We start from the raw sequence: 20,257 nt of genomic DNA, 5'->3' as shown, positions 1-20,257 counted from the left end.
TTATACATTGTTTTTAGTGATTGTGTTATTTACCGTTGATGTTTCAACCGCGAAATCCCGGAGGACTGGACGTTTTGCCAAAGGAGAAAAAGGCCAGGGGATGGCAGTCACTATTAGTAGGAGTCCTGCTCCAAACCAGGAAAGCATAATTCGATGTTTAGCTTTGTCAGTGTTAGCCCTTTTTGCTTTAGCAGAACCTATTGTGATTACTGTAATGGCGATAAGCATCAGGAGGAGATGCAAGTAGCGGAAGAAATATTGTTCTGAGATAAGACCATCCCCACTATCAGATATTTGTAGTTTAATCAAGGGACTTTGGAAATAAAGCGTTAAGCCTATCATGAGCTGGAGATGAGCAATTGTGGCGGTCCAATGCCTTATAGTGTTCACACTTTTTGAAAATGGCTTGTTGTTTACCAGGCCGAAATAAGAAAATAAGATGGAAAAGATCAGACTGATAACTACCAGCCACCGGAATAATGAATGAAGGGAAAGTAGTGAAGAGTACATGTTTATTATCTTTTAAAAGATACTAGTTGGTATGTTTATGCTTAAATTTTTTTACTTCAGTGCCGATAGATATTTTTTGAATTCCTGAAGGAATTTGCCGTAGCAGGTCCTGCCCAGAACTTTTCCCATATTGCGTATACCGTTGTAATTGATAGTTATATAAAGAGCAATCATCTTTGCATCATGTTGTGTATCTATTTCACCTTTTGCCTGAGCCTTCTCAATGGCAATCTCAATCGCTTTTTGCCATTCCTTCACCAGCTTTTGAAGTGCAGATTTAAAGGCCTCATTTAGTGGAGCCATCTCTTCGATCAAATTGACTGTAGGGCAACCATGTTCGACCTCAAAAAAGGGGGCTTGCAAAAGGTTTTTTATCATATTATAGATCTTGTCAGGGATATTTCCGGGGCCCTCAAGTGTAGAGATCATATAGGGATACATTGACGGATACATCACTTCATTGATTATAGCCAAGCCCATTTCTTCTTTATTTTTGAAATGATAGAAGAAAGCTCCCTTGGTAACCTGAGTGGTAGCGATGATCTCATCGATACTTGTAGCTTGAAATCCCTTTCGGTAAATCAGGGTAAAAGCTTTCTGTAAAATATTCTGCCTGGTAAGTCCTGCTTTAGACATAGAACATACTAAATAGTATGTTGCAAGTATCGCGCATTAGACGCTTTTGAGCAATAGTTTGCCGTCAGAAAATTGCAATATTACTTCTTCTTATTTCAGCCAGCTCCAGCGATTTGCCCAGTCGGCCAATATAGCTTCGCGCCATTTGAAAACAGTTTTGCCTCCCTGGATTTTCCCCTCATAGAATCGCTCGCCCGACTTGTCCGTATACCAGCTGGAACCTAATCTATAATCGCTAGCGTTTGCTTTTCCCGGCCATTTATTTGTTACTACTAGTATTCCTTTACCCAACGGGAAACCAGGAATAGCCGAAGTAAAGTGATAGTTAAGGACTTCCGCTTGCTTGGGAACATATTTAAGACCGTATATTCCTTTGCCAAGATAGTAGCCAGGCCATTTCTGTACAGATGTTTTATACGGAGTTTCCATCCAGAAACAAATGGAGTCGGCAGGCACATCGATCTCAGGCCCTTTAAAGTTGAATTCAACCATAGTGCAAAAGGCAACCGTATCTTTAATCGTCGTAGCACGATTGAACAGAACACGAGCGCTTCGATTCGTTTTTTCGAAGCTGCCACCCCAGCTTTCGCGCGTAGGGTTGCCAGGGTCTCCATCCATCATATATAACAAAGAAGGGGTGTCGCCCATTTTAACTTCGCCATTGTAATAACTTTTAAAATCCTTGCCCAGATTTCCCGCACCGAAAATATGTTTGTCGTAAAAATTACTTGTATTTACACTGTCGACTATGTTGCTATTCGAGAAGAACCCGTAATAAGAAGAGTTGACCTCTATAAACCAAAGCTCAGGGAAGTTCTTTGCAATATAATCGTAGCTGTTCGCGCTCCATTTTTTATTCGGACCACCTATCCAGTAAACCCGTATGTTCTTTTGAATCTCGGGAGCATCGTGTAAGGCTTGAGCTATATCCTCCAGGCCACCCCAGCCCAAAACCCACAAAGGCTGATCACTTTTCTTTTTCGCACATTTAATGATCCATTCTGAACCCTCGGTTGCGGTACTAAAACCGGAATAAACGGCTCGGCCATGTTTTCCTTGCTTGGTAACTGATCTTAGGTAATCTGGCTCCAAAAATCCCTTCTGATGCTTTTTCAGTTTAGGCAGATCCTTTTCGTACAGGCCGATCATCCGGAAGATCTCCTGTTTGCTGCCGTTACCATAGGAAGGAGAAGATACCAGTCCTTCAATATTAAACCTGTCACTATACATTAGTAAATGAGTCATCGATTGGTTGTCATCAGGGTCGGTACCACCGATGTCTGTACTTACAATCACCCTGGGTTTAACGGGCACAGGTTGCTGTGCAATCAAACCAACAGAATATAAGAGAAACAGGAAGCTCAGAATTAGATTGTTCATTGGTTATAAGCAGGGGAGCTTGGTTATATACAAATATGTCAATTCAAATCGTCATTCGTAATGCCTCTTTTACTTTTCTTTACCGATTCTTTGAGTTTACCAAAACGGTAATTAATACTGGTGTTAAATTCCTGCAGCAACGAGCGTAACGAAAATAAAATAGGACGGAAAGACAATGGCTTAGGCCTGGCTAATGTGAAGCGGCGGCTAGCCTTGTTATACAACAAAGAGCATGATCTTAAGATTGAAGAAGGGGAAGAGCATTACACGGTAATGCTTCAATTAAAATTCAAATGATGAAGAGTGTTAATTGTCTGATCGTTGATGACGAGCCGGTTGCCAGGGAGATCGTGCAAACGTATTGTAATGCATATCCCGGACTAACAGTTGTTGGATCATGTGAAAATGCGTTGGACGCGCGGCGGGAACTTGAAGCTCAAAAGGTGGATATTGTATTTCTTGATATCAATATGCCCTTACTTGACGGCCTTGCATTCATGAAGATTATGAAGACAAAACCGCAGGTCATTTTTACTACCGCTTACAAGGAATATGCGTTAGATGCTTTCGATCTTGCAGCCTGCGATTACCTGCTTAAGCCTTTTTCTTTAGAGCGTTTTATCTGGGCGGTAGATAAGGCAATAGAAAGGATCAATAAGCCGGAAGAAACCCCAGCTGTTGTACAAGCTGCCACTGCGCCGGTATATATATTCCTTAAATCGGAAGGGAAGATCTTCAAGGTCTCGTTTGATGAACTGCTATTTGCCGAAGCTCTGGGAAATTATACCAAAGTAACCACCAGCAGCGGTGTTTTACTGCCAATAATGAGCATTTCCACCCTTGAACAGCAGCTGCCTTCTGCTTTGTTCCTGCGTACCCATCGCTCGTATATCATTAATAAATCAAAGATCAGCCACATCGACGGAAACCGCGTGTTTATCGGAAAATACGAAATCCCTATAGGAGCTAGCTATAGGGATTCATTTCTTGGAGGGCTGGGATTATAAACGCCGACAGAAGTTTAAAACGCTGTCCGTTGTAGTCTCACCCCTAAGACTCCATTAAATAAGGATAGATCTTTTTATATAGCACTGAAGGTTCAAAAGGCTTCAGAACGTAATCATTCATTCCTGCATTAAAGTATTTATTCTCTTCGCCGCTCATCACACTGCCGGTCAGGGCAATCACAGGCAAGGTCCTAAAACGCTCTTCCGGCATGCTCCTTAAAACTTCCGTAGCTTCCAGACCGTCCATCACCGGCATATGCACGTCCATAAGGACTAACTGATACTCTTTCTCTTTTACCTTATTGATAGCTTCCAGTCCGTTTTCAGCAAAGTCAACTTTCAGCTGCCATCTCTCAAGCACCTTTCTTGCAAGTATCCTGTTAATTTGGTTATCGTCTACCACCAATACATCACCCTTCAATGGTGCATCCTGCACCACTTCCTTTACCGGTGCAAGAGTCTTTACTTTAGGGAAGGTAATGCCGAAATAGAACTTGCTACCCTTTCCCAATTCACTTTCTACCTGTATGGATGAGCTATGTAGCGCTATCAGCTTTTTTGTGATTGTTAGGCCTAGGCCCGTTCCTCCATACTTCCTGGCAGTGTCTGTATCTGCTTGAGTATAAGCATCAAATATTGATTTTATTTTATTCGCTGGGATACCAATACCCGTATCTGAAATTTCGAACCGTATGCTAACCTCTTCTTCAGTTTGCTTTTCCTGCAACATGTAAAGCTTTACTTCTCCTTGCTCAGTAAATTTAACTGCGTTACCCAACAAGTTCATAAAGATTTGATAAAGACGGGTTGAATCGCCCAAAATAAATTTAGGAAGTGCAGGATCCAACTCATATTTTATATCAAGTGTTTTACCTTCAGCCTTAAACTTTAGTGATTCAACTGTTTGAGTAGCTAATTTCTGAATATCTACAGGCACGGCTTCTAACTGAAGATTACCAGTTTCAATTTTAGTGAAGTCGAGGACATCGTTAATCAGCGTAAGAAGGTTTTGTGAAGAGAATTCCAGGATTTCTAAATTCTTTTTCTGGCGCTCAAGAGGATCTTCCTGTTTTAGAATTCGCGTCATTCCAACCACTGCATTTAGTGGAGTCCTCATCTCATGGCTCATCACTGATAAAAAGTTCTCCTTAGCCTTACTCAGCTTAATTGCGTCTTCACGGGTTTTAATAAGCTGCTCTTCCGCCAACTTTCTATCCGTAACGTCAACGAGAATAGATACTTGCTTAACAAAATTACCGCTTTCGTCAAAAAGAGGGTTAGTTGAGGTGAGCACCCAAACCGGAGTTTTATCTTTCCTGTAAAGCACCATTTCCAGCTCATAAGGTTTTCCTTCATTTACCGCCTTCCTTGCCTTTTCCACAACAACCATATCAGTTTTGGAGCCCACAAGAAGGTTTCCGAAAGTGCGGCCTTCCAGCTCGGCCAGCTGGTATCCTATAATTTCTTCTGCGGAGGCATTCATCCACTCAATTTCACCAGCAGCATTCCGGATAACTACACCCGCTGCTGCCTTTTCAAGTGCAACCGACAAGGTTTTAATCCTGGCCTCGTTTTCCTTGCGTTTGGTGATATCCGTTCCGTTTAGTAACCATTTATTATTTTTAACTACTCCCGACCAATTGATCCATTTTTGTTCACCTGACTTGCTTATAACAATAGTTTCAATAGAAAACCTGCTTTCTCCACGGTTTACCAAATTGTTCACTTCGGGCATGATCAGACCTTTTTCTCCTTCACGGCAGTAATTCCAGATCTTTTGTTTCAACATTTCATCCTCTTTATAACCTAAAAGCGTGGTTACTGAAGAGTTGATAAATTCTATTACCCCTTTATTATCGGTAATGCAATGAATCCCGTTTGAATTATTAAAAAGTTCTTCGAATCGTCTAGATCTTTTAAGTGATTTTTTTAAAGCCCTGGTTTTCTTAGAGCATTCGAGATGAGCAACTACCTCCCTGGCTAAAGTTTGTAACGCTGTCCTTTGTTCTTCAGATAATTGGCGAGGTTGATAATCATTGACACACAAAGTACCCAAACTAACACCATCTTCCGTAATAAGTGGGCACCCTGCGTAAAAACGAGTTCCTGCCTCCATTTTGACGTTTGGAAGCTCTGAAAACCTGGAGTCAAGCTTAAGATCTTGAACCTCAAGGAGAGTATCCTCATAAAGGGTAGTTTGACACACTGAAATGCTGCGGGGAACCTCCGTAATGCCATCAAGGCCTACCTGAGATTTAATCCAATATCTTTTATCGTCGATAAAGGCAATAATAGCAACTGGGGTTTTACAAATAAAGGAAGCTAACTTTGTTATATTATCATAAATGTTCTCTGGCAGAGTATCTAGAATTCTGTAACTTCTTAATTTTTTGAGCCTGTTTTCCTCATTCATTTCGAAAATCCTGATTTTACTTTTCTGCGAAGGAATAGGTAATTGTTTATGATCGATTGATCCATAGACGACAATTATACGTATTTAACGTAAGGATTGGTTTTCAAATGCGTCTAGATTTATCATTTTTTGTTCCTTTTTCGCTAGGCCAGCTCCAACTTAAACCAAAATTCGGATCCTTCATTCGGCTTACTGGAGAAGCCAAATTCGCCATTGTGCATTTTTATAATTTGGGAAGAAAGGAACAAACCAATGCCTGTGCCTTCCACTTTGTCATTTTCCTTCACTCTGTAATATTTTGTGAAGATTTTGTCCTGGTACTTTTCCGGTATCCCAACACCAAAGTCTTTAACTCTGAAATGCGCCTGGCTGTTTGTCACATCAAGGAATACCTCAATTTTATTCGCATTTGGAGAGTATTTAATTGCGTTAGTGATGTAATTTGTAATAACTTGTCCTAGTTTTTCCTGATCGCCCTTCACCCTAATTTCCGGGGCTACAGCAGTATAAAAAATATGGCTGCTATGGACGGTGGAGAGGGACGAAAGAAGTTCAGAGGCAAGGGCGGTTAAATTCAGTTCGGTAAAAACACTTTTATCCTTGGAATTTTCGATCGATGTGAGGTCAAGGTAGTTTTTAACGATGTTAGTGAGCTTATAAACTTGGGCATCTATACTTTGAAGCTCCTTCGTGTTTCGTCCATCCTTTTCTGCTTTTTTTATTAACAATTGGACATAACCACGGATAATGCTTAGAGGACTCTTGAATTCGTGAGCAGCAAAGTTTATAAAATCATTCTTTTGCTGTTCCGCTGCCTTTTTATCATTGATATTTCGAAAGTTGCAGAAAATCGCATTTACAGAAGGTTCGAAAAGGAGATTGGTTAAACTGCCTTCTACCCAAACCCATGAATCGTTCTTATGCTTATGCCGGTAACAAAAGTCAAAGGTTGAGCCGGGCAGTTTTTTAAAATCCTCAACTTCATTTTTCAATAGTTTCAAGTCATCTGGATGGATCAATGTCCATGGGTTGATCTCAAGATACTGCTCAGGGGTAAAACCCAGGATATCATGGACAGAGTTGGACGCAAAAACAAACTTCGAATTTCCGTCACTCATCAGGATACCATCCGACGCCCTCTTTAACGCAAGTTCATACCGTTTCTGGTTAACGGTGTCGGTTTTCTGTCTTAATTTAAAATTGTTAATAATATAGATAATGACACCGCTGGTAATGGCAAAAAGAAGAACTTCGAAGGCGTTTATGGTTTTAATAGCAAAGCTATTATAAGGTTCCTGCAGGAAATACCAGTTTAAAATAATACTGAGTGCGAGAACGGACAATGAATACTGAAAGCTGTAATAGCAGGCTGTGAAAACAATTACCAAAATAAAAGGAGTATTGAAAGAGTTGAAGAGATATTCTTTCATCAGAACTATCTGCAACACCATTGTTAGTGCCAGTAGTAAAAATGGCATCCCTTTTATAAATAAACCCCGAAACGTTTTATAGATTTTCAAACAGCGCAGGAACTTTAAAAATTACCTCGGTAAATTTAAGAAAAATTAATATCCTAAGTTAAGAGCATTTCTTATCCTCTGATAATGCGAAGCTTTCGCCCCGCTCATACTTTTGCTGGTATAGAAAACAAAGAATATTTGCTATGATCACTAAAACACGCCTTGAAGCTTTCAGCGATGGAGTAATTGCAATTATCATTACGATAATGGTACTTGAAATAAAGATTCCCCATATAGATACCATAGATGCCCTGAAGCCTCTTATCCCTGTCTTTATCAGCTACGTGCTCAGCTTCCTTTATGTCGGAATTTACTGGACAAATCATCACCATTTAATCCATACTGCTCAATCGGTAAATGGAAAGATACTTTGGGCAAATTTGAATTTGCTGTTCTGGATCTCACTTATTCCCTTCGTTACCGGATGGATGGGAGAAAACCATTTTTCTAAGTGGCCAGTAGTTTTTTACGGCATTATTCTGGTTCTCAACTCCCTTTCCTACAAGATCCTTGCACAAGTGTTGATCAGGCACCACGGAAATGAATCAGTATTAAGTAAAACTATTGGAAAGGACCTAAAGGGATGGGGATCAATAGCAGCATATGCCCTGGCAATTGGGGTTTCTTTTATAAGTTCATGGTTAGGTTTGGTACTTTACTTTCTGGTAGCCGCAGTTTGGCTAATTCCTGATAGAAGAATTGAAACTGCAGGTTAAGCATTGCGGGAAGCAAGAAGTTTCGATGCTCTATTCTGCAACACTTCAATCAGTTCTGCGGTATTAATTGGTTTGGAGATATAGTTATTCATTCCAGCCTCAAAGCAAGCCTCCTTGTCTCCAGGCATAGCATTAGCTGTCATGGCTACTATTTCAGGCTGAGCAGATGACCCTGAGCGAATGCTCCGGGTTGCCTCCAAGCCATCCATGTCTGGCATTTGAACGTCCATCAACACCAGATCATAAGTTTTTTTCTGTACGGCGGCAACGGCTTCAACTCCATTATTTGCCAGGTCTATTTCATATCCTAATTTGTTCAGAACCCTGGTAGCAAGCTTCTGATTAATCAAGTTATCTTCCGCAAGAAGAATGGTAAGGGGATATAGCTTGGCAAAATCTTCTGATAGTGCATGTGCCGAAACCTTCTTCATTGACACAGGCTTCGGTTCAGCCGAACTTAATTCATCATAGAGAATTTTGAACAGGCTTTTCTCCTTAACAGGTTTCGTTATTTGCTTGGAAAAAAGTTGAGGGTACTTTGAAAATGCTTCATTCCCCATTCTTGCCATCAGAAGAATAGGTATCGAGGGTAATATCTTCTTTATCTCCATTGCCAGTTCAATACCATTCATTTCTGGCATTAATTTATCGGTAATGATCAGACTAATATCTCTACGCTCCAGAAGTATTTCCAGCGCCTGCTTTCCAGATGGAGCATCTAGCACTGCTAATCCCCACCGCTTTAACCAGGTTTTAACAGTATTACGGCTAAGGTCGTTATCATCCACCAACAGCACTTTCTCATTGTACCACTTTAATGGCTCATTTGAAATTTCTCCATCTGGTCTGCTTTCAAACGTGAGAGAGAATGAGAAAGCAGAACCTTTTCCCAGCTTGCTTTTCACCTCAATATTTCCGCCCATTAGGTTAACAAGCTTCTGACAAATAACCAGACCCAAGCCTGTTCCTCCATATTTTCTAGTCGTAGAAGAGTCGATCTGAGAAAAAGGCTTGAAAAGCCTTTCGAGCTTCTCTTCAGGAATTCCGATGCCTGAGTCACTAACTACGAATTCAATTTCTGTCTCTCTTTCAGTGCATCTTCTGCAATTTAGCTTCGCAAATACTTCACCGCTCGAAGTGAACTTAAGTGCATTATTGATCAAATTGATCAAAACCTGGGATAGTCGGTGACTATCTCCAAGAACAACAGTGGGAATCTGCGGGTCAATATCGTATACAAGATCAATTTTTTGGCTTCCCGCTTTCTCAGAAAAAATATCGATTACGTTTTCTACGCATTGTCTGATATCGAATTCCTGTCGTTCCATTTCCAGATTTCCCGACTCGATCTTCGAGTAATCCAAAATGTCATTAATTAAATCAAGTAGCGACTGCCCACTAGTTTTTATGATGTCAAGATATTCTTTTTGTTCTGCATTAATTGGTGTGGATGCCAGAAGTCCCGCCATTCCGATCACTCCGTTCATTGGCGTACGGATTTCATGACTCATGGTAGCAAGAAAGGAACTTTTTGCCTGATTAGCTACCACTGCTTCCTGCTTAGCCTGTTCAGATTCATCCAAAGCCTTCAGTGTAAGTACCTGTTGTCTCTCAATTTCAGCTAACATCAATTGGTTTTTTCTCAAATACTTCTCATTAATCCTCGAGTTAAGAACAACGATCACGAACAACGCAATGATTGCAACGCCGGTAGTCAGAACTCCCCCTATACCTTCTCTTAAAAAGCTATTGTTAACTCCAATGGACAACGATTCAAGAAACGGATAGCTAAACGCAATGCAGCTATTAATCAGGAGCGTTATTATAATCCAGCCTCTCTCTTTAAACCCGAAAACAAGTAGCGGGAAAACCAACATACTTAACTGTAACTGGTAAAGACCAGGAATAAGATCTTCTCCGGGATTCAGGAGCGAAGCATGGTATAAGGTAAGGAAAACCGGCACATTGATCGACAGGATAAACCTCGATAGGTTAATATATTTAAAATAATTTAACGCAAAACTCAAGAACAATGCTATAAATACACCGACGGAATAAATCGTTAAGGAAGGAAAATAGAGACAGTTAACGATAAAGTAAGGAATATTAAGGAATATCGTTATTAATGAAGTTTCATTTGTTAACCTTAACTTCTGCTGCAACCATTCTTCTTGTTCTTTCTCAACTCCAAGCTGACATAATAATTTAAATCCAGAAACAAGCTTCATCCAATTTTCAATTGCTTTAAAGGTAATATACGATTTAACCCTACCTATGTTTCAGTTTATCGAGGGTTAAAGCCCGCAATTCAATAAATGTACCATTAATGCTAAAACAAGTTCTTTAAGTATAAGCTGTTGCTGCCCACCCAATCATAATTCATATCAATTTAAGTTAGCATTTGTCTAGTATTTTTGATTTTTGAACATTGCTTTTTACAGGTATTTTGAGTGGTTTGTTGTGATCTTGGCTGATAAAAGTTGTTTATGCAATCTTTTATTCTTTTTTTTGCAATCCTTTATGCTAACGCTAATTAAGCCTTTATAGAGATATAGATGAAGAAGAAAATAAGACGACACGTGCGAGCTGCTAAATACATCATATATAAAGAAACACTTGTTGACTTAAGAGAGCATTTCTGGACCTTTCTTGGAGCTTTTTCAGGTATCGGCCTAATAGGGCTCATACATCAGCAATATTTAGGCTCGCTGGATAACCTTTTCCTCATTGGTTCTTTTGGAGCCTCCTCTGTGCTCATTTACGGAATAATTAACAGTCCGCTAGCGCAACCAAGAAACCTTCTTGGCGGCCATCTTATTTCTGCTTTTATTGGAGTAACTATTTGTAAAATTTTTCCTTATTCAGGCTGGTTCGCTCCAGCGCTGGCCGTGTCGTTAGCAATCGTTGCTATGCAGATCACTAAAACACTGCACCCACCAGGAGGAGCTACAGCGCTAATCGCAACAATAGGAACGGAAAAGATCAAGTCTCTTGGCTATTTATATGTTCTAAGTCCCGTTTTCACTGGAGCACTTATATTGTTAATGGTAGCCATTTTTGTCAATAACAGAACTAGACACCGGAGCTATCCGCATAATAAAAATTGGTATAAGGTGTGGCGTAGGTATGTAAGATAGCCATGTCATATTGTATATTTGGCTACACAAGCCATGAAGGAATGTAAAAATAAATGCGACTTGAAGAGTTGCTTTCTGTGTCAGCTGGTGCTTCCCGACTGGTTGCCGGCAATCGAAGCTCGTAAGCGGAATATCGAGCTTAAGAAGGGCCAGCAAGTATTTAAAGAAGGTGATCCGGTGATAGGAATCTATTTTGTAAATAAAGGTACGATCAAAGTCCATAAGCGCTGGGATAGCGAGAAAGAGCTTATCATACGCTTTTCTAAGCCTGGCGACGTTATTGGGTACCTGGGATTAGGTCTTGATCCAACATATCCGGTCACCACAACCGCTTTGCAGCCTTCCGTTGTTTGCTTCCTGGATCTTCAGTTCCTTGAAAATACCCTAAATGTCAATTCCAAGTTTACTGTAGCGCTGGTCCGTCTTATGGCAACCGATCTTCAGGAATCCCATAAAAGCATGAGGGATCTTGCTCATATGTCTGTTAAAGCCCGTATCGCCAAAGCCTTTATCAGCATGAAGAACCAATTTGGCCTTCGTACTGACGGTTCAATCAATCTCGATATAAATAAACAGGATATTGCTGCTTATGCTGGAGCTTCTTACGAAACCTTCTTCAAGGTCGTCACCGAACTAAGCAGTAATAAAATAGTAGAGTTTTACGGAAAGAGCTTTACTATTCAGAATGAAGCCTTGCTGTTGGAAATTATTGCCCGGGGATAAAGAATGCCTGCTCAGGAAAACTGAATTAAAGTTTAAACGCTCGTTTCAATAACGTAGGTTATTATGAAGGTGAATTGATCTATGTATTTGAAGAATAATCGAATTCTTAATGTTGATAGTTATCAATTTCGTCTCCCAGGCGCTCCGAATCCTGTAACGTGAAGTTCCCAGTAAGGCATTCCCAAGTATCTTCAAATGTCTTGTGAATTACCCCCAAGGTCTCTGATTCTGTCAGGATCTTAAAAACACGTTCTCCTTCTACCTCAGTTGGTTGTACCAAGTAGTTCTTTCTATCCCTGCCTTCCAGTTCTGCCCAGATGGTAAATGTTTCTTCTCTAGAGATCATTATTAAACAACCTCCAACCAGCTTATTTGTTGTAAAACGTTTTCTGTATTACATGTTCAAAGAAGCCGGCGGGAGGAGGAGTGGGGGTTATGCAGTCACTGTATTAATCCATGTTTCTGAAGCGGCAGTTAGCATCGCAAATTCTCTGAAAGTTCGGGCTTTTCGTCCTAATATTCTTTCAAGATCCGTCGTAAGAGATTCGTTCCGGCCATCCAATACTTCTCTGAATAAGTAGTCTATCAACCATACTAGTTCTTTCGGTAATCCCTGCTGCTCCATGGCAGAGGTATAATGGCTTAGAGGGACTTCCGTAAAAGCGATCTCTCTCCCCAATTGCTCGGAAATAATTGTAGTACATTGTTCAAAAGAAAGCAACTCGGGACCTGTAATTGAATAAATTTTATTTTGATGACTATCGTTTAAAAGACATTCTACTACTACATCAGCAATATCATCAGCATCTATAAAAGGTTCCAGGGCTTTGACTTCCGGGACGATCAACTCACCCTTCAAGATTCCTTCGTTAAAAAAGCTCTCACTGAAATTTTGCATAAACCAGCTGGCACGTACAATGCTATAGTCAATGCCCGACTGGATCACCTCCTGCTCACACAATTCAGCTTCTTTTTCACCTCTTCCCGATAGCAGCACAAGTTTTTGAACTCCTGCCTTCCGTACTTCCGCAGTAAAGTTGGCTAGGATTTGGCGAGCTCCTGGCACCGCCAGATCTGGCTGAAAAGTGACGTATACTTTCTTGACGTTCTCAAGCGCTTTTGCCCATGTTGTTGAATCATCCCAGTCAAAGGGGATTTCAGCTTGTCTTGAACCTGAGCGTACATCCAGATCTAGTTTTTCTAATCTCTCTTTAACTCGCCTTCCGGTCTTACCTGTGGCGCCTAATACCAGTAGTTTGCTCATAAGCTTTTCGTTTTAATTTTAATTCAAAACTAGGCGGAGGAAGGCAGGCCAAATAGAATAAACCCGACAAAGGTTATTTATTTTTCAGATGCTTTTCTTTTTATGCCACGAAGGCTTCGTACCAGCATACCTTTTAAAATCGCGAATGAAGTGCGACTGGTCGGCAAAACCGTTTTCATAAACTAACTCTGTCAGCTTATTTATTCCTGGATCAAACATGTCATTCAAGGAGGCCTGGAATTGGATTATTTTAGCGAATTGTTTAGGACTTACCCCTACATATTCCTTAAAAAGCCTTTGCAAACTTCTTTCACTAAACTTAAGTTGTTCAGCTAAACGCGTTACGGTTATACCACCTTTGCTTGAGATAATAATTTCAGAAGCAAGTTTGATTTTTTGGTGAGGAGTAAAGGAACGATTTGCAACCTGAGTTTCAAGATAAGAGGAAAGGAGAGCTATTTGTTGTTCAGTGCCTTCCGTATCAGCAAGTTGACGCTTTAGAGCTACGTCATCTTGCTTCTCCCCCGCCAGAAAATTGTAGCAATCGTCATTTAGCTCTCGCGGGTTTACATCGAAGATCATTTTTACTGCAAAGGGCAAAAGCTCAACCAGGACTACTTTATAAGGAGCGTGGAATTTGATTATAATTGGTTTAATCGTTTGTCCGTAAAGAAACAATTCGGTTAGAGGCTTAGCACGAGGTAACAGGATCGGAGCAGATTTTGAATTGTGATACAGGATGCCAGGAAAACCATCAGCGTAAAAAGGGATAGAATCTACTCTGTCGGGAACAGAATTTTCTATTACCAGAATATCTTTCACATAAGCCTGTAAAGCATCAGGTACGGTAAAGTGTGTAGTTTCCATTGGTAATGTCTTTCCAGCTGCAAGTTAATTATTCTTTTAATTGCTGGTACCTTCTCAAAAAGCCTTAACCTATTACTTTCGACATTCTAAAGTTAGATATCATTACACCTCTGATAGGGAAGGTTTGTTCGGTATCTATTTTAAAGCCTTTCAGTTCAAAAAACGGTTTGGCTGTTTTACTAATATCAGCAGTCAGTCTTTTTGTTCCCATAGCAAGCGCTTGCTGTTCAATTATTGAATAAAGGAAGGAAGCAACTCCCTGTCTTTGGAAATCCTTGTGGACATAGAACATGTCAATATAAACTCCCTTATCAAGTGAAGCAAAGCCAGCAACCAAGTTGTTGTCCATAGCCAGGATCACAAATTGCTCTTCAAACACTCTGTTCCATCTTTCATTATTTTCTACCCCTTTTGCCCATGCTAATCTTTGCTCTTCGCTATATTCATTCTTGCAAACGTCCTTTATTGTATCGACATATAGCTCTTGTAGCAAAGGCATGTCCTCTATAGTGCCGCGTTTTGTAGAGAATCTGGAACGAGAATTTGGTGAAGTAATCTGCATATTAAAATTTGTGGATATTGTAATTTGGAACTGTGACGTTTGCTAAAGGAGCTGCCCTTGTTACGGCCGGGAGCTTTTTGTGCTATGGCTAGGATTCTTTGTATTCCTTAACATATTAGGCAGATACCCGAAATATCTTTTAAAGGCGCTGCTAAAGTGCGTCGCATACTTGTAGCCCGTTTTTTCGGCAAGGTCAGCGATTGTAATATTCTGCTCCAGAAGTATAGATCTGGCGAGCTCCATTTTATGTTGGGTAAGGTAACCATAAACTGTTACGCCAAACGCTACTTTAAAATTGCGTTTCAAATTAAATTCGTTAGTTCCTACCATATGAGCCAGCTGACGAAGTGTATACTGGGTAGTAATATTTTCAGTAATAATTCTTTTCACCTCCTGCATTTTGATCATTTCTTCATCTTTAAGCTCGTCAAAGTTCTCAGACAGCTGCTCCACTTGTGATGATTGAAGCATAAGTAATTCAAGTACTTTCGATTCTAGGAATAACCGTTCACAATAACCTGTATGAGTGGACGATTTTAAGGTATTAAGTATAGAAATAATCTCGGGACTTATATACAGGTGTTGAGCAGAAAATAAAGCAATTTCTTTCTTTTCAAGGCCATTAATCAAGTTTAGTAATCCTCGATGGTCTTGTGGAAGGTACCCCGACAAAAAATCAAAATTAATGCTCAAACAAATGATATCCCGTTCTCCCTTTTCCGCTTGCCATTGTAGTTCTCGGCTCTTCAGTATAAGGTTATGCTGGTTGTTATTAATTAGCAATACTGCTTTTTTCGAGACAGGAACAAAACCCTTTAAAGTACCTTTTAAAACAAAGATCATCTGTAAGGAACCCCTTTCAGATTCGCCTTCTGGTCCAATTGGGTTGGAAAAACCAGGGGTAATGTTTTTCTGAAAGCTAAATACTTCATTTGAATTTACTCCCTGTTGCGTTAATATTTCTCCCTTTGGCGTCATATCTGAAATATATCTTTGCGCCAAAGTTAATGTTATTAAGACTATTTCTAAAGAAGAAGCAAGGAATTCACTATTTTTCATGAGAAACACTTTACTTACCTTTTTCATTCTCTTTGTTAGCTCTGTTGTTTCGGCGCAAACCGGTAGTCTTTCAGGCCGGGTTAGCGATTCAGAAGGCAAGGTTGTGGTAGGTGCTACAGTACAAATTAAGCCAATAAATATTTCCGTTGCCACAAACGAAGAGGGTGCCTATCATTTTAAGAACGTTCCATTCGGTAATTACACCCTGAAGATAAGCTCAATAGAAACGAAACTTTATACAGTAGATATAAAGGTTAGTAGGCCGTCAACTACGCATAATGCAACGGTTACCAGTGCTTCGGCAAGAAGCCTAAAGGAAGTGAGTATTACCCATAAAACTGAGAAAAGAAAGCTTGAAACATCAGGATTTGCTGTTGGAGTGATCGAAACAAAGGAAGCTTCGCTAAGGAATTTGACAACAAATGAGCTTCTTGACAGGTCAGTAGGAGTTAGGGTAAGGCAAAACGGAGGTGAAGGGTCGCCTATTGAATATAACCTCAATGGAATGTCTGGTAGCACCATCGGTTTATTTATCGATGGTATTGAGATATCGACCTACGGATCTTCCTTCAATCTTAATAATATTCCTCCGTCCATGATAGAGCGCATCGAGGTTTATAAGGGAGTATTACCAGCTCATTTAAGCGGAAATTATATTGGCGGAGCTATTAACGTTATCATGAAGAAGGATGCTTCGGCTAACAACCTTACAGCAGCTGTTTCCTACGGATCGTTCAATACTTATAGAGCCGATCTTGGTGCTCTTTATCGTAACCACAAAAATGGTTTCACAACCCGTGCTTCGGGCTTTTACAGCCATTCTGACAACAATTACGAAATGTGGGGCAAGTTTTCTAAGTACACTTTAAGTGGAAGCCGGGTGATCAGGTATAATAGAACCCGTCGCCCTAATGATCAATTTACAAGTATTGGCGGAAGATTTGAATTTGGTTTTACAGATGTTAAATGGGCCGACCAGTTCTTCGTGGGATACAACATTTCCGATTCCTATAAAGAAATTCCTCATGGGCTTACAATGACGAAGCCATATTATGGAAGGTTCAATGAATATCAGGCGCATGTACTGAGTTTGAATTACAATAAAAAAGATCTGCTTTTGAATGGACTTTCATTAAATGTAAATGCTGTCCATAGCATGCGAAGTACCTATTTAGAAGATACGGTAAGCCAGAAGTACAATTGGAGCAGGGATGCATCCCAAAATTATAGGCTTGAGCTCTTGCTTGCTCCTCCTAATACAGCTGGTGAAATAAAACCTTATCCTCATGCTCCAGGAATGGGACAACAGAATGAATCTGTGATGAGTAATATTGATCGTAGCATCTCCAATATCCGGTCTAACCTTTCCTATGCTATCTTTTCAGGACATCGCCTGTCAGTAAACCACAAGTTTGAAAAGTCTGGAAGGAATGATCAAGATTTACTAATTCCTGAAAGAAACAAATGGATGACCAAAAATGACCTGACCACGAATATCTGGGCAATGAACTACGAGTCGGAAATTTTTAAAGGCAAATTACGCACTAATGTCTTTGGTAAATACGCCATTTATCAGACCGATCAAAGGATACCTGTCAGCGAAACGAATGGTATTCTTGCCTATCAGCAAAACTCTACAAAAAGAGATAACAAAGGTTATGGAGGAACAGTATCGTATGAGCCTATTCGCAATGCATTTATTATTGTATCAGCCGAGAAATCCTTTATCATGCCAACTGACCGTCACATCTATGGCGAACCGGAGAACAACTTGCTACCTAACCCAGGTATTATGCCCGAGATGGCTGTAAATTACAATTTGGGAGCACGTTATAGTATTACTCAAGCGGCAAAGCACAAGATAAGTCTCTATGGAAATGCCTTTTGGAGAAACGGATACGATAAAATCATACAGCAGACGCGGACTGATGTTGTTATGGAAGGACGGGAAAATCAAGTGGAGGATATACAAGTCACCCAATTTGTCAATCTTTCTCAAACTCAGTCAGTAGGTTTCGAAGCAGAGGTTAACTATATCTACAACAATAGGTTGAATGCCATGCTTAACTTCTCGAAATTCAACTCACTATTTAAAGTAGAGCGGGATGAAAGAGGTAATCCACACAGCTTATACAATAGACAGGTCCCCAACGAACCGTTTTTTACAATAAACGGTAACCTGCAATATCGCTTTAATAATGTTTTTCAAAAGCGTTCTGCCTTGAACGTGTATTATAATGCAGGTTATGTAGCTCCCTTTAGTACTATCTGGATGGAATCTGAATGGTTTACCACACCTACTCAATTTGCTAATGACATAGGAGCGAGTTACCGTTTTCCAAAAGGACGAATGGTAGCCAGTCTCGACTGTAAAAATATTTTGAATGCAGAGGTTTATGACAACTTCGGGGTTCAAAAGCCGGGAAGAGCATTCTACATTAAATTAAACTATAATATCAATAATTTCAACAAATAACATATGAAAATCAATTCCGTATCAAGAGTATTATTTGGCTCTGCTCTAACCATTAGTATGCTAGCTTCCTGCAAAAAGGACAGTGGAGAAAATACTTTACAAGCATCAGGACCAGATACATGGAGTAGAAAATATATCACTCTAACAGCTGCCTTCCCTGATGCGGAGGGTGAAGCGGGAAACGGTGGTACAATGGCTTATGCCATCACGCTGGATCAGGCAATTAATCCTAATTATGAAGTTAATGTTTTCAATAGTGGTTATAGCCTGAGATCGCAACGTACTGCTCGTGTACAAGGTTCAACTAATGGGAACTTCCTGTATAATATTCAATATACGGGTACTGACGGTGGAATTTTCAATAAGTACAAAGTTGAAGGGGAAAAGAATTTTGTAGATACGCGCGAGGAAGTGAACACAGAGCCTCTTTTAGGTTCGGCTCCTCGCTGGGTAGTGGCAGCAGATGGTATAGGTATTGGAGTATTTGCTTCAGCAACAATTCAAGGTTCTAAAGAAGGTGCAGGCGCTACATTCGTGGATGTAAAAAGTACTGCAAAAATTGCGGTAATTGACTTGAACGATCCGCAAATCAGCCGCCAGACAGAATTTGTTATTCCATTCACTGCAGAGCAAACCAAAGCTGGTTATCAAATAGGTCGTATTGATGTTCCTGTTATTAATGCGTCAAAAACCAAAGTGTACATTGGTTGTAACCTTACCAGAACAGATCCAACTAAACCTTCAACTGTAAATGCTAACAACGTACAGACATGGAGTTCAGGAACAAGAGAGCTGGGTACTGCAACTTTGGTTGTTGACTATCCGACTTTAGCTAACCCGAAACTGATATTTGCAGATCCAACAATCAGCAAAGTGAACAATCATTCTTATCGTACCATGACGCAATACGTGGGCAACGACGGACATATTTACCAGGCTACAGCAACTTCAGGTTCTCAGATCCTTCGCATCAACGGAACGACAAACGAGTATGATAACTATAACTTTGATTTAAAAACAGCACTTGGTACCAACAATGCAGTTGCTATCAGAGCCTGGAGATATATTAAAGATGGGATTGGAATCGTATTGTATACAGAAACAAACGTAGCAGGTGGTTTCATTGCAATAATAGACCTTAATGCTAAGACGGCTACAAAGCTAACTACTGATAATCAGTCTGACTTAGGTTATTCTGGTCGCACTGCAAACGCTGCAAATGGTGTAACTGCTATTACAGGTACCTTTGGTCAGTTCCAGAACATTGGCCTTGCAGGAGATAATGTTTATATTCCAATGACGCCTAATGGTGTTGATGGTAACCTCTACATCATCAACTGGAAGACTAAACAAGTTACAAAAGGAGCAAAGTTGAAAAACCAGTCCGGTAGTTTTTATCTGGGAGCTTACTAAGTTACTCCATCCTTCCTAAAAAAGGGAGCAGGAACCTGATTTCTGCTCCCTTTTTATTTTCATGAGACTCGTTTAATGGACAGCAACCTCATTTCTCAATTACCGTCTTCTTATTATACTTGTTCTTGTATTCGATAGGGGAAAGCCCCGTTATTGCAATCGCCCGAAGAAGTGTATAAGACTCTTTTAAATGTTAGACAATGGCGGTCAGGTTTATTTGACGAATCATTTGAAGGGAGCTCAGAAAAAATGGGAGATGAGTTTAGTTTTGAGGCAGGAGCAAGAGCTCATTATTCAAAACAGAAACTGGTTGAGGCGGTACCCAATGAAAAGGTAGTATGGGATGTTACAGATAGCAATTTTAGCTTTGTCGAAAAAAAGAATGAGTGGGTAGGCACCAGATTAATTTTTGACATCTCGAAAGACTCCGGCGAAACGAAGTTTAAATTCACGCATGAAGGTTTAGTGCCAGAAATGGAATGCTACGAATCATGCTCTTCTGCGTGGTCGCAATATATTCAGAAAAGGCTACCAGAAGCATTAAGGAAAAGAACTGATGGCTAATATAGCAAGT

Annotated in this window: 19 protein-coding genes; 8 read left to right on the top strand and 11 right to left on the bottom strand. The window is 40.2% G+C overall.

From position 1 onward, the window contains the following. From J4N25_RS06870 to J4N25_RS06860, 3 genes are all read right to left on the bottom strand, one after another. Positions 1-510, bottom strand: a complete 510-nt coding sequence (locus tag J4N25_RS06870) for a hypothetical protein (protein ID WP_207421400.1) — start codon at positions 508-510, stop codon at positions 1-3. Between the two features lie 51 nt (positions 511-561). Then, positions 562-1,146, bottom strand: a complete 585-nt coding sequence (locus J4N25_RS06865) for a TetR/AcrR family transcriptional regulator (RefSeq protein ID WP_207421399.1) — start codon at positions 1,144-1,146, stop codon at positions 562-564. Between the two features lie 90 nt (positions 1,147-1,236). Further along, a complete protein-coding gene (locus J4N25_RS06860; RefSeq protein ID WP_207421398.1) occupies positions 1,237-2,526 on the bottom strand; it encodes a nucleoside hydrolase-like domain-containing protein in 1,290 nt (429 codons plus the stop codon). A 120-nt stretch (positions 2,527-2,646) separates the two neighbouring features. Here J4N25_RS06860 and J4N25_RS06855 point away from each other — a divergent pair, with 120 nt between their 5' ends. Both J4N25_RS06855 and J4N25_RS06850 read left to right on the top strand, forming a co-directional pair. Next, positions 2,647-2,823, top strand: a complete 177-nt coding sequence (locus tag J4N25_RS06855) for a hypothetical protein (protein WP_207421397.1) — start codon at positions 2,647-2,649, stop codon at positions 2,821-2,823. Next, positions 2,820-3,533, top strand: coding sequence for a LytR/AlgR family response regulator transcription factor (locus tag J4N25_RS06850; protein WP_207421396.1), 714 nt, complete (start codon positions 2,820-2,822; stop codon positions 3,531-3,533). Before J4N25_RS06855 ends, J4N25_RS06850 begins: the two co-directional genes overlap by 4 nt. 43 nt (positions 3,534-3,576) lie before the next feature. Here J4N25_RS06850 and J4N25_RS06845 read toward each other — a convergent pair whose 3' ends face one another. Together J4N25_RS06845 and J4N25_RS06840 are read right to left on the bottom strand one after the other, a co-directional pair. Next, positions 3,577-5,946: a PAS domain S-box protein gene (locus J4N25_RS06845; protein WP_207421395.1), complete on the bottom strand. Its 2,370-nt coding sequence runs from the start codon at positions 5,944-5,946 to the stop codon at positions 3,577-3,579. A gap of 143 nt (positions 5,947-6,089) precedes the next feature. Beyond that, positions 6,090-7,424 carry an ATP-binding protein gene (locus tag J4N25_RS06840; protein ID WP_207421394.1) on the bottom strand — a complete coding sequence of 445 codons (1,335 nt, stop codon included), beginning with the start codon at positions 7,422-7,424 and terminating at the stop codon, positions 6,090-6,092. A 185-nt stretch (positions 7,425-7,609) separates the two neighbouring features. On the opposite strand from J4N25_RS06840, the gene J4N25_RS06835 reads away from it, so the two are divergent. Continuing rightward, positions 7,610-8,182 carry a TMEM175 family protein gene (locus J4N25_RS06835; protein ID WP_242695789.1) on the top strand — a complete coding sequence of 191 codons (573 nt, stop codon included), beginning with the start codon at positions 7,610-7,612 and terminating at the stop codon, positions 8,180-8,182. Here the strand turns inward: J4N25_RS06835 and J4N25_RS06830 are convergent. Continuing rightward, complete coding sequence (locus J4N25_RS06830) at positions 8,179-10,410, bottom strand: response regulator (protein WP_207421393.1); 2,232 nt, start codon at positions 10,408-10,410, stop codon at positions 8,179-8,181. The two genes, J4N25_RS06835 and J4N25_RS06830, sit on opposite strands and share 4 nt — an antisense overlap. 327 nt (positions 10,411-10,737) lie before the next feature. Between J4N25_RS06830 and J4N25_RS06825 the strand changes: the two genes are divergently transcribed. After that, positions 10,738-11,319 (top strand): HPP family protein, encoded by a 582-nt coding sequence (locus J4N25_RS06825; RefSeq protein ID WP_207421392.1) that lies wholly within the window; start codon positions 10,738-10,740, stop codon positions 11,317-11,319. Between the two features lie 33 nt (positions 11,320-11,352). Beyond that, entirely contained in the window at positions 11,353-12,042 is a 690-nt protein-coding gene (locus J4N25_RS06820) for a Crp/Fnr family transcriptional regulator (protein ID WP_207421391.1), read from the top strand. Between the two features lie 106 nt (positions 12,043-12,148). On the opposite strand, the gene J4N25_RS06815 is transcribed toward J4N25_RS06820, so the two are convergent. The 5 genes from J4N25_RS06815 to J4N25_RS06795 all read right to left on the bottom strand — a co-directional run bounded on the left by J4N25_RS06815 (position 12,149) and on the right by J4N25_RS06795 (position 15,794). Beyond that, positions 12,149-12,388, bottom strand: a complete 240-nt coding sequence (locus tag J4N25_RS06815; RefSeq protein ID WP_207421390.1) for a hypothetical protein — start codon at positions 12,386-12,388, stop codon at positions 12,149-12,151. An 87-nt stretch (positions 12,389-12,475) separates the two neighbouring features. After that, positions 12,476-13,306 (bottom strand): NmrA family NAD(P)-binding protein, encoded by an 831-nt coding sequence (locus tag J4N25_RS06810; protein ID WP_207421389.1) that lies wholly within the window; start codon positions 13,304-13,306, stop codon positions 12,476-12,478. 84 nt (positions 13,307-13,390) lie between these two features. Next, positions 13,391-14,173, bottom strand: a complete 783-nt coding sequence (locus J4N25_RS06805; RefSeq protein ID WP_207421388.1) for a helix-turn-helix transcriptional regulator — start codon at positions 14,171-14,173, stop codon at positions 13,391-13,393. A gap of 64 nt (positions 14,174-14,237) precedes the next feature. Continuing rightward, positions 14,238-14,735 (bottom strand): GNAT family N-acetyltransferase, encoded by a 498-nt coding sequence (locus J4N25_RS06800; protein ID WP_207421387.1) that lies wholly within the window; start codon positions 14,733-14,735, stop codon positions 14,238-14,240. A gap of 60 nt (positions 14,736-14,795) precedes the next feature. Further along, positions 14,796-15,794, bottom strand: coding sequence for a helix-turn-helix transcriptional regulator (locus J4N25_RS06795; protein ID WP_207421386.1), 999 nt, complete (start codon positions 15,792-15,794; stop codon positions 14,796-14,798). Between J4N25_RS06795 and J4N25_RS06790 the strand changes: the two genes are divergently transcribed. The 3 genes from J4N25_RS06790 (at position 15,793) to J4N25_RS06780 (ending at position 20,247) form a co-directional block, all read left to right on the top strand. Beyond that, positions 15,793-18,270: a TonB-dependent receptor gene (locus tag J4N25_RS06790; RefSeq protein ID WP_207421385.1), complete on the top strand. Its 2,478-nt coding sequence runs from the start codon at positions 15,793-15,795 to the stop codon at positions 18,268-18,270. The two genes, J4N25_RS06795 and J4N25_RS06790, sit on opposite strands and share 2 nt — an antisense overlap. 3 nt (positions 18,271-18,273) lie before the next feature. After that, positions 18,274-19,683 (top strand): DUF4374 domain-containing protein, encoded by a 1,410-nt coding sequence (locus tag J4N25_RS06785; RefSeq protein ID WP_207421384.1) that lies wholly within the window; start codon positions 18,274-18,276, stop codon positions 19,681-19,683. A gap of 171 nt (positions 19,684-19,854) precedes the next feature. Then, a complete protein-coding gene (locus tag J4N25_RS06780; RefSeq protein ID WP_207421383.1) occupies positions 19,855-20,247 on the top strand; it encodes an SRPBCC domain-containing protein in 393 nt (130 codons plus the stop codon). The last annotated feature ends 10 nt before the right edge of the window (positions 20,248-20,257 follow it).

The organism is Desertivirga brevis (assembly GCF_017355835.1).
This window is presented reverse-complemented; position numbering and strand designations above follow the sequence as displayed.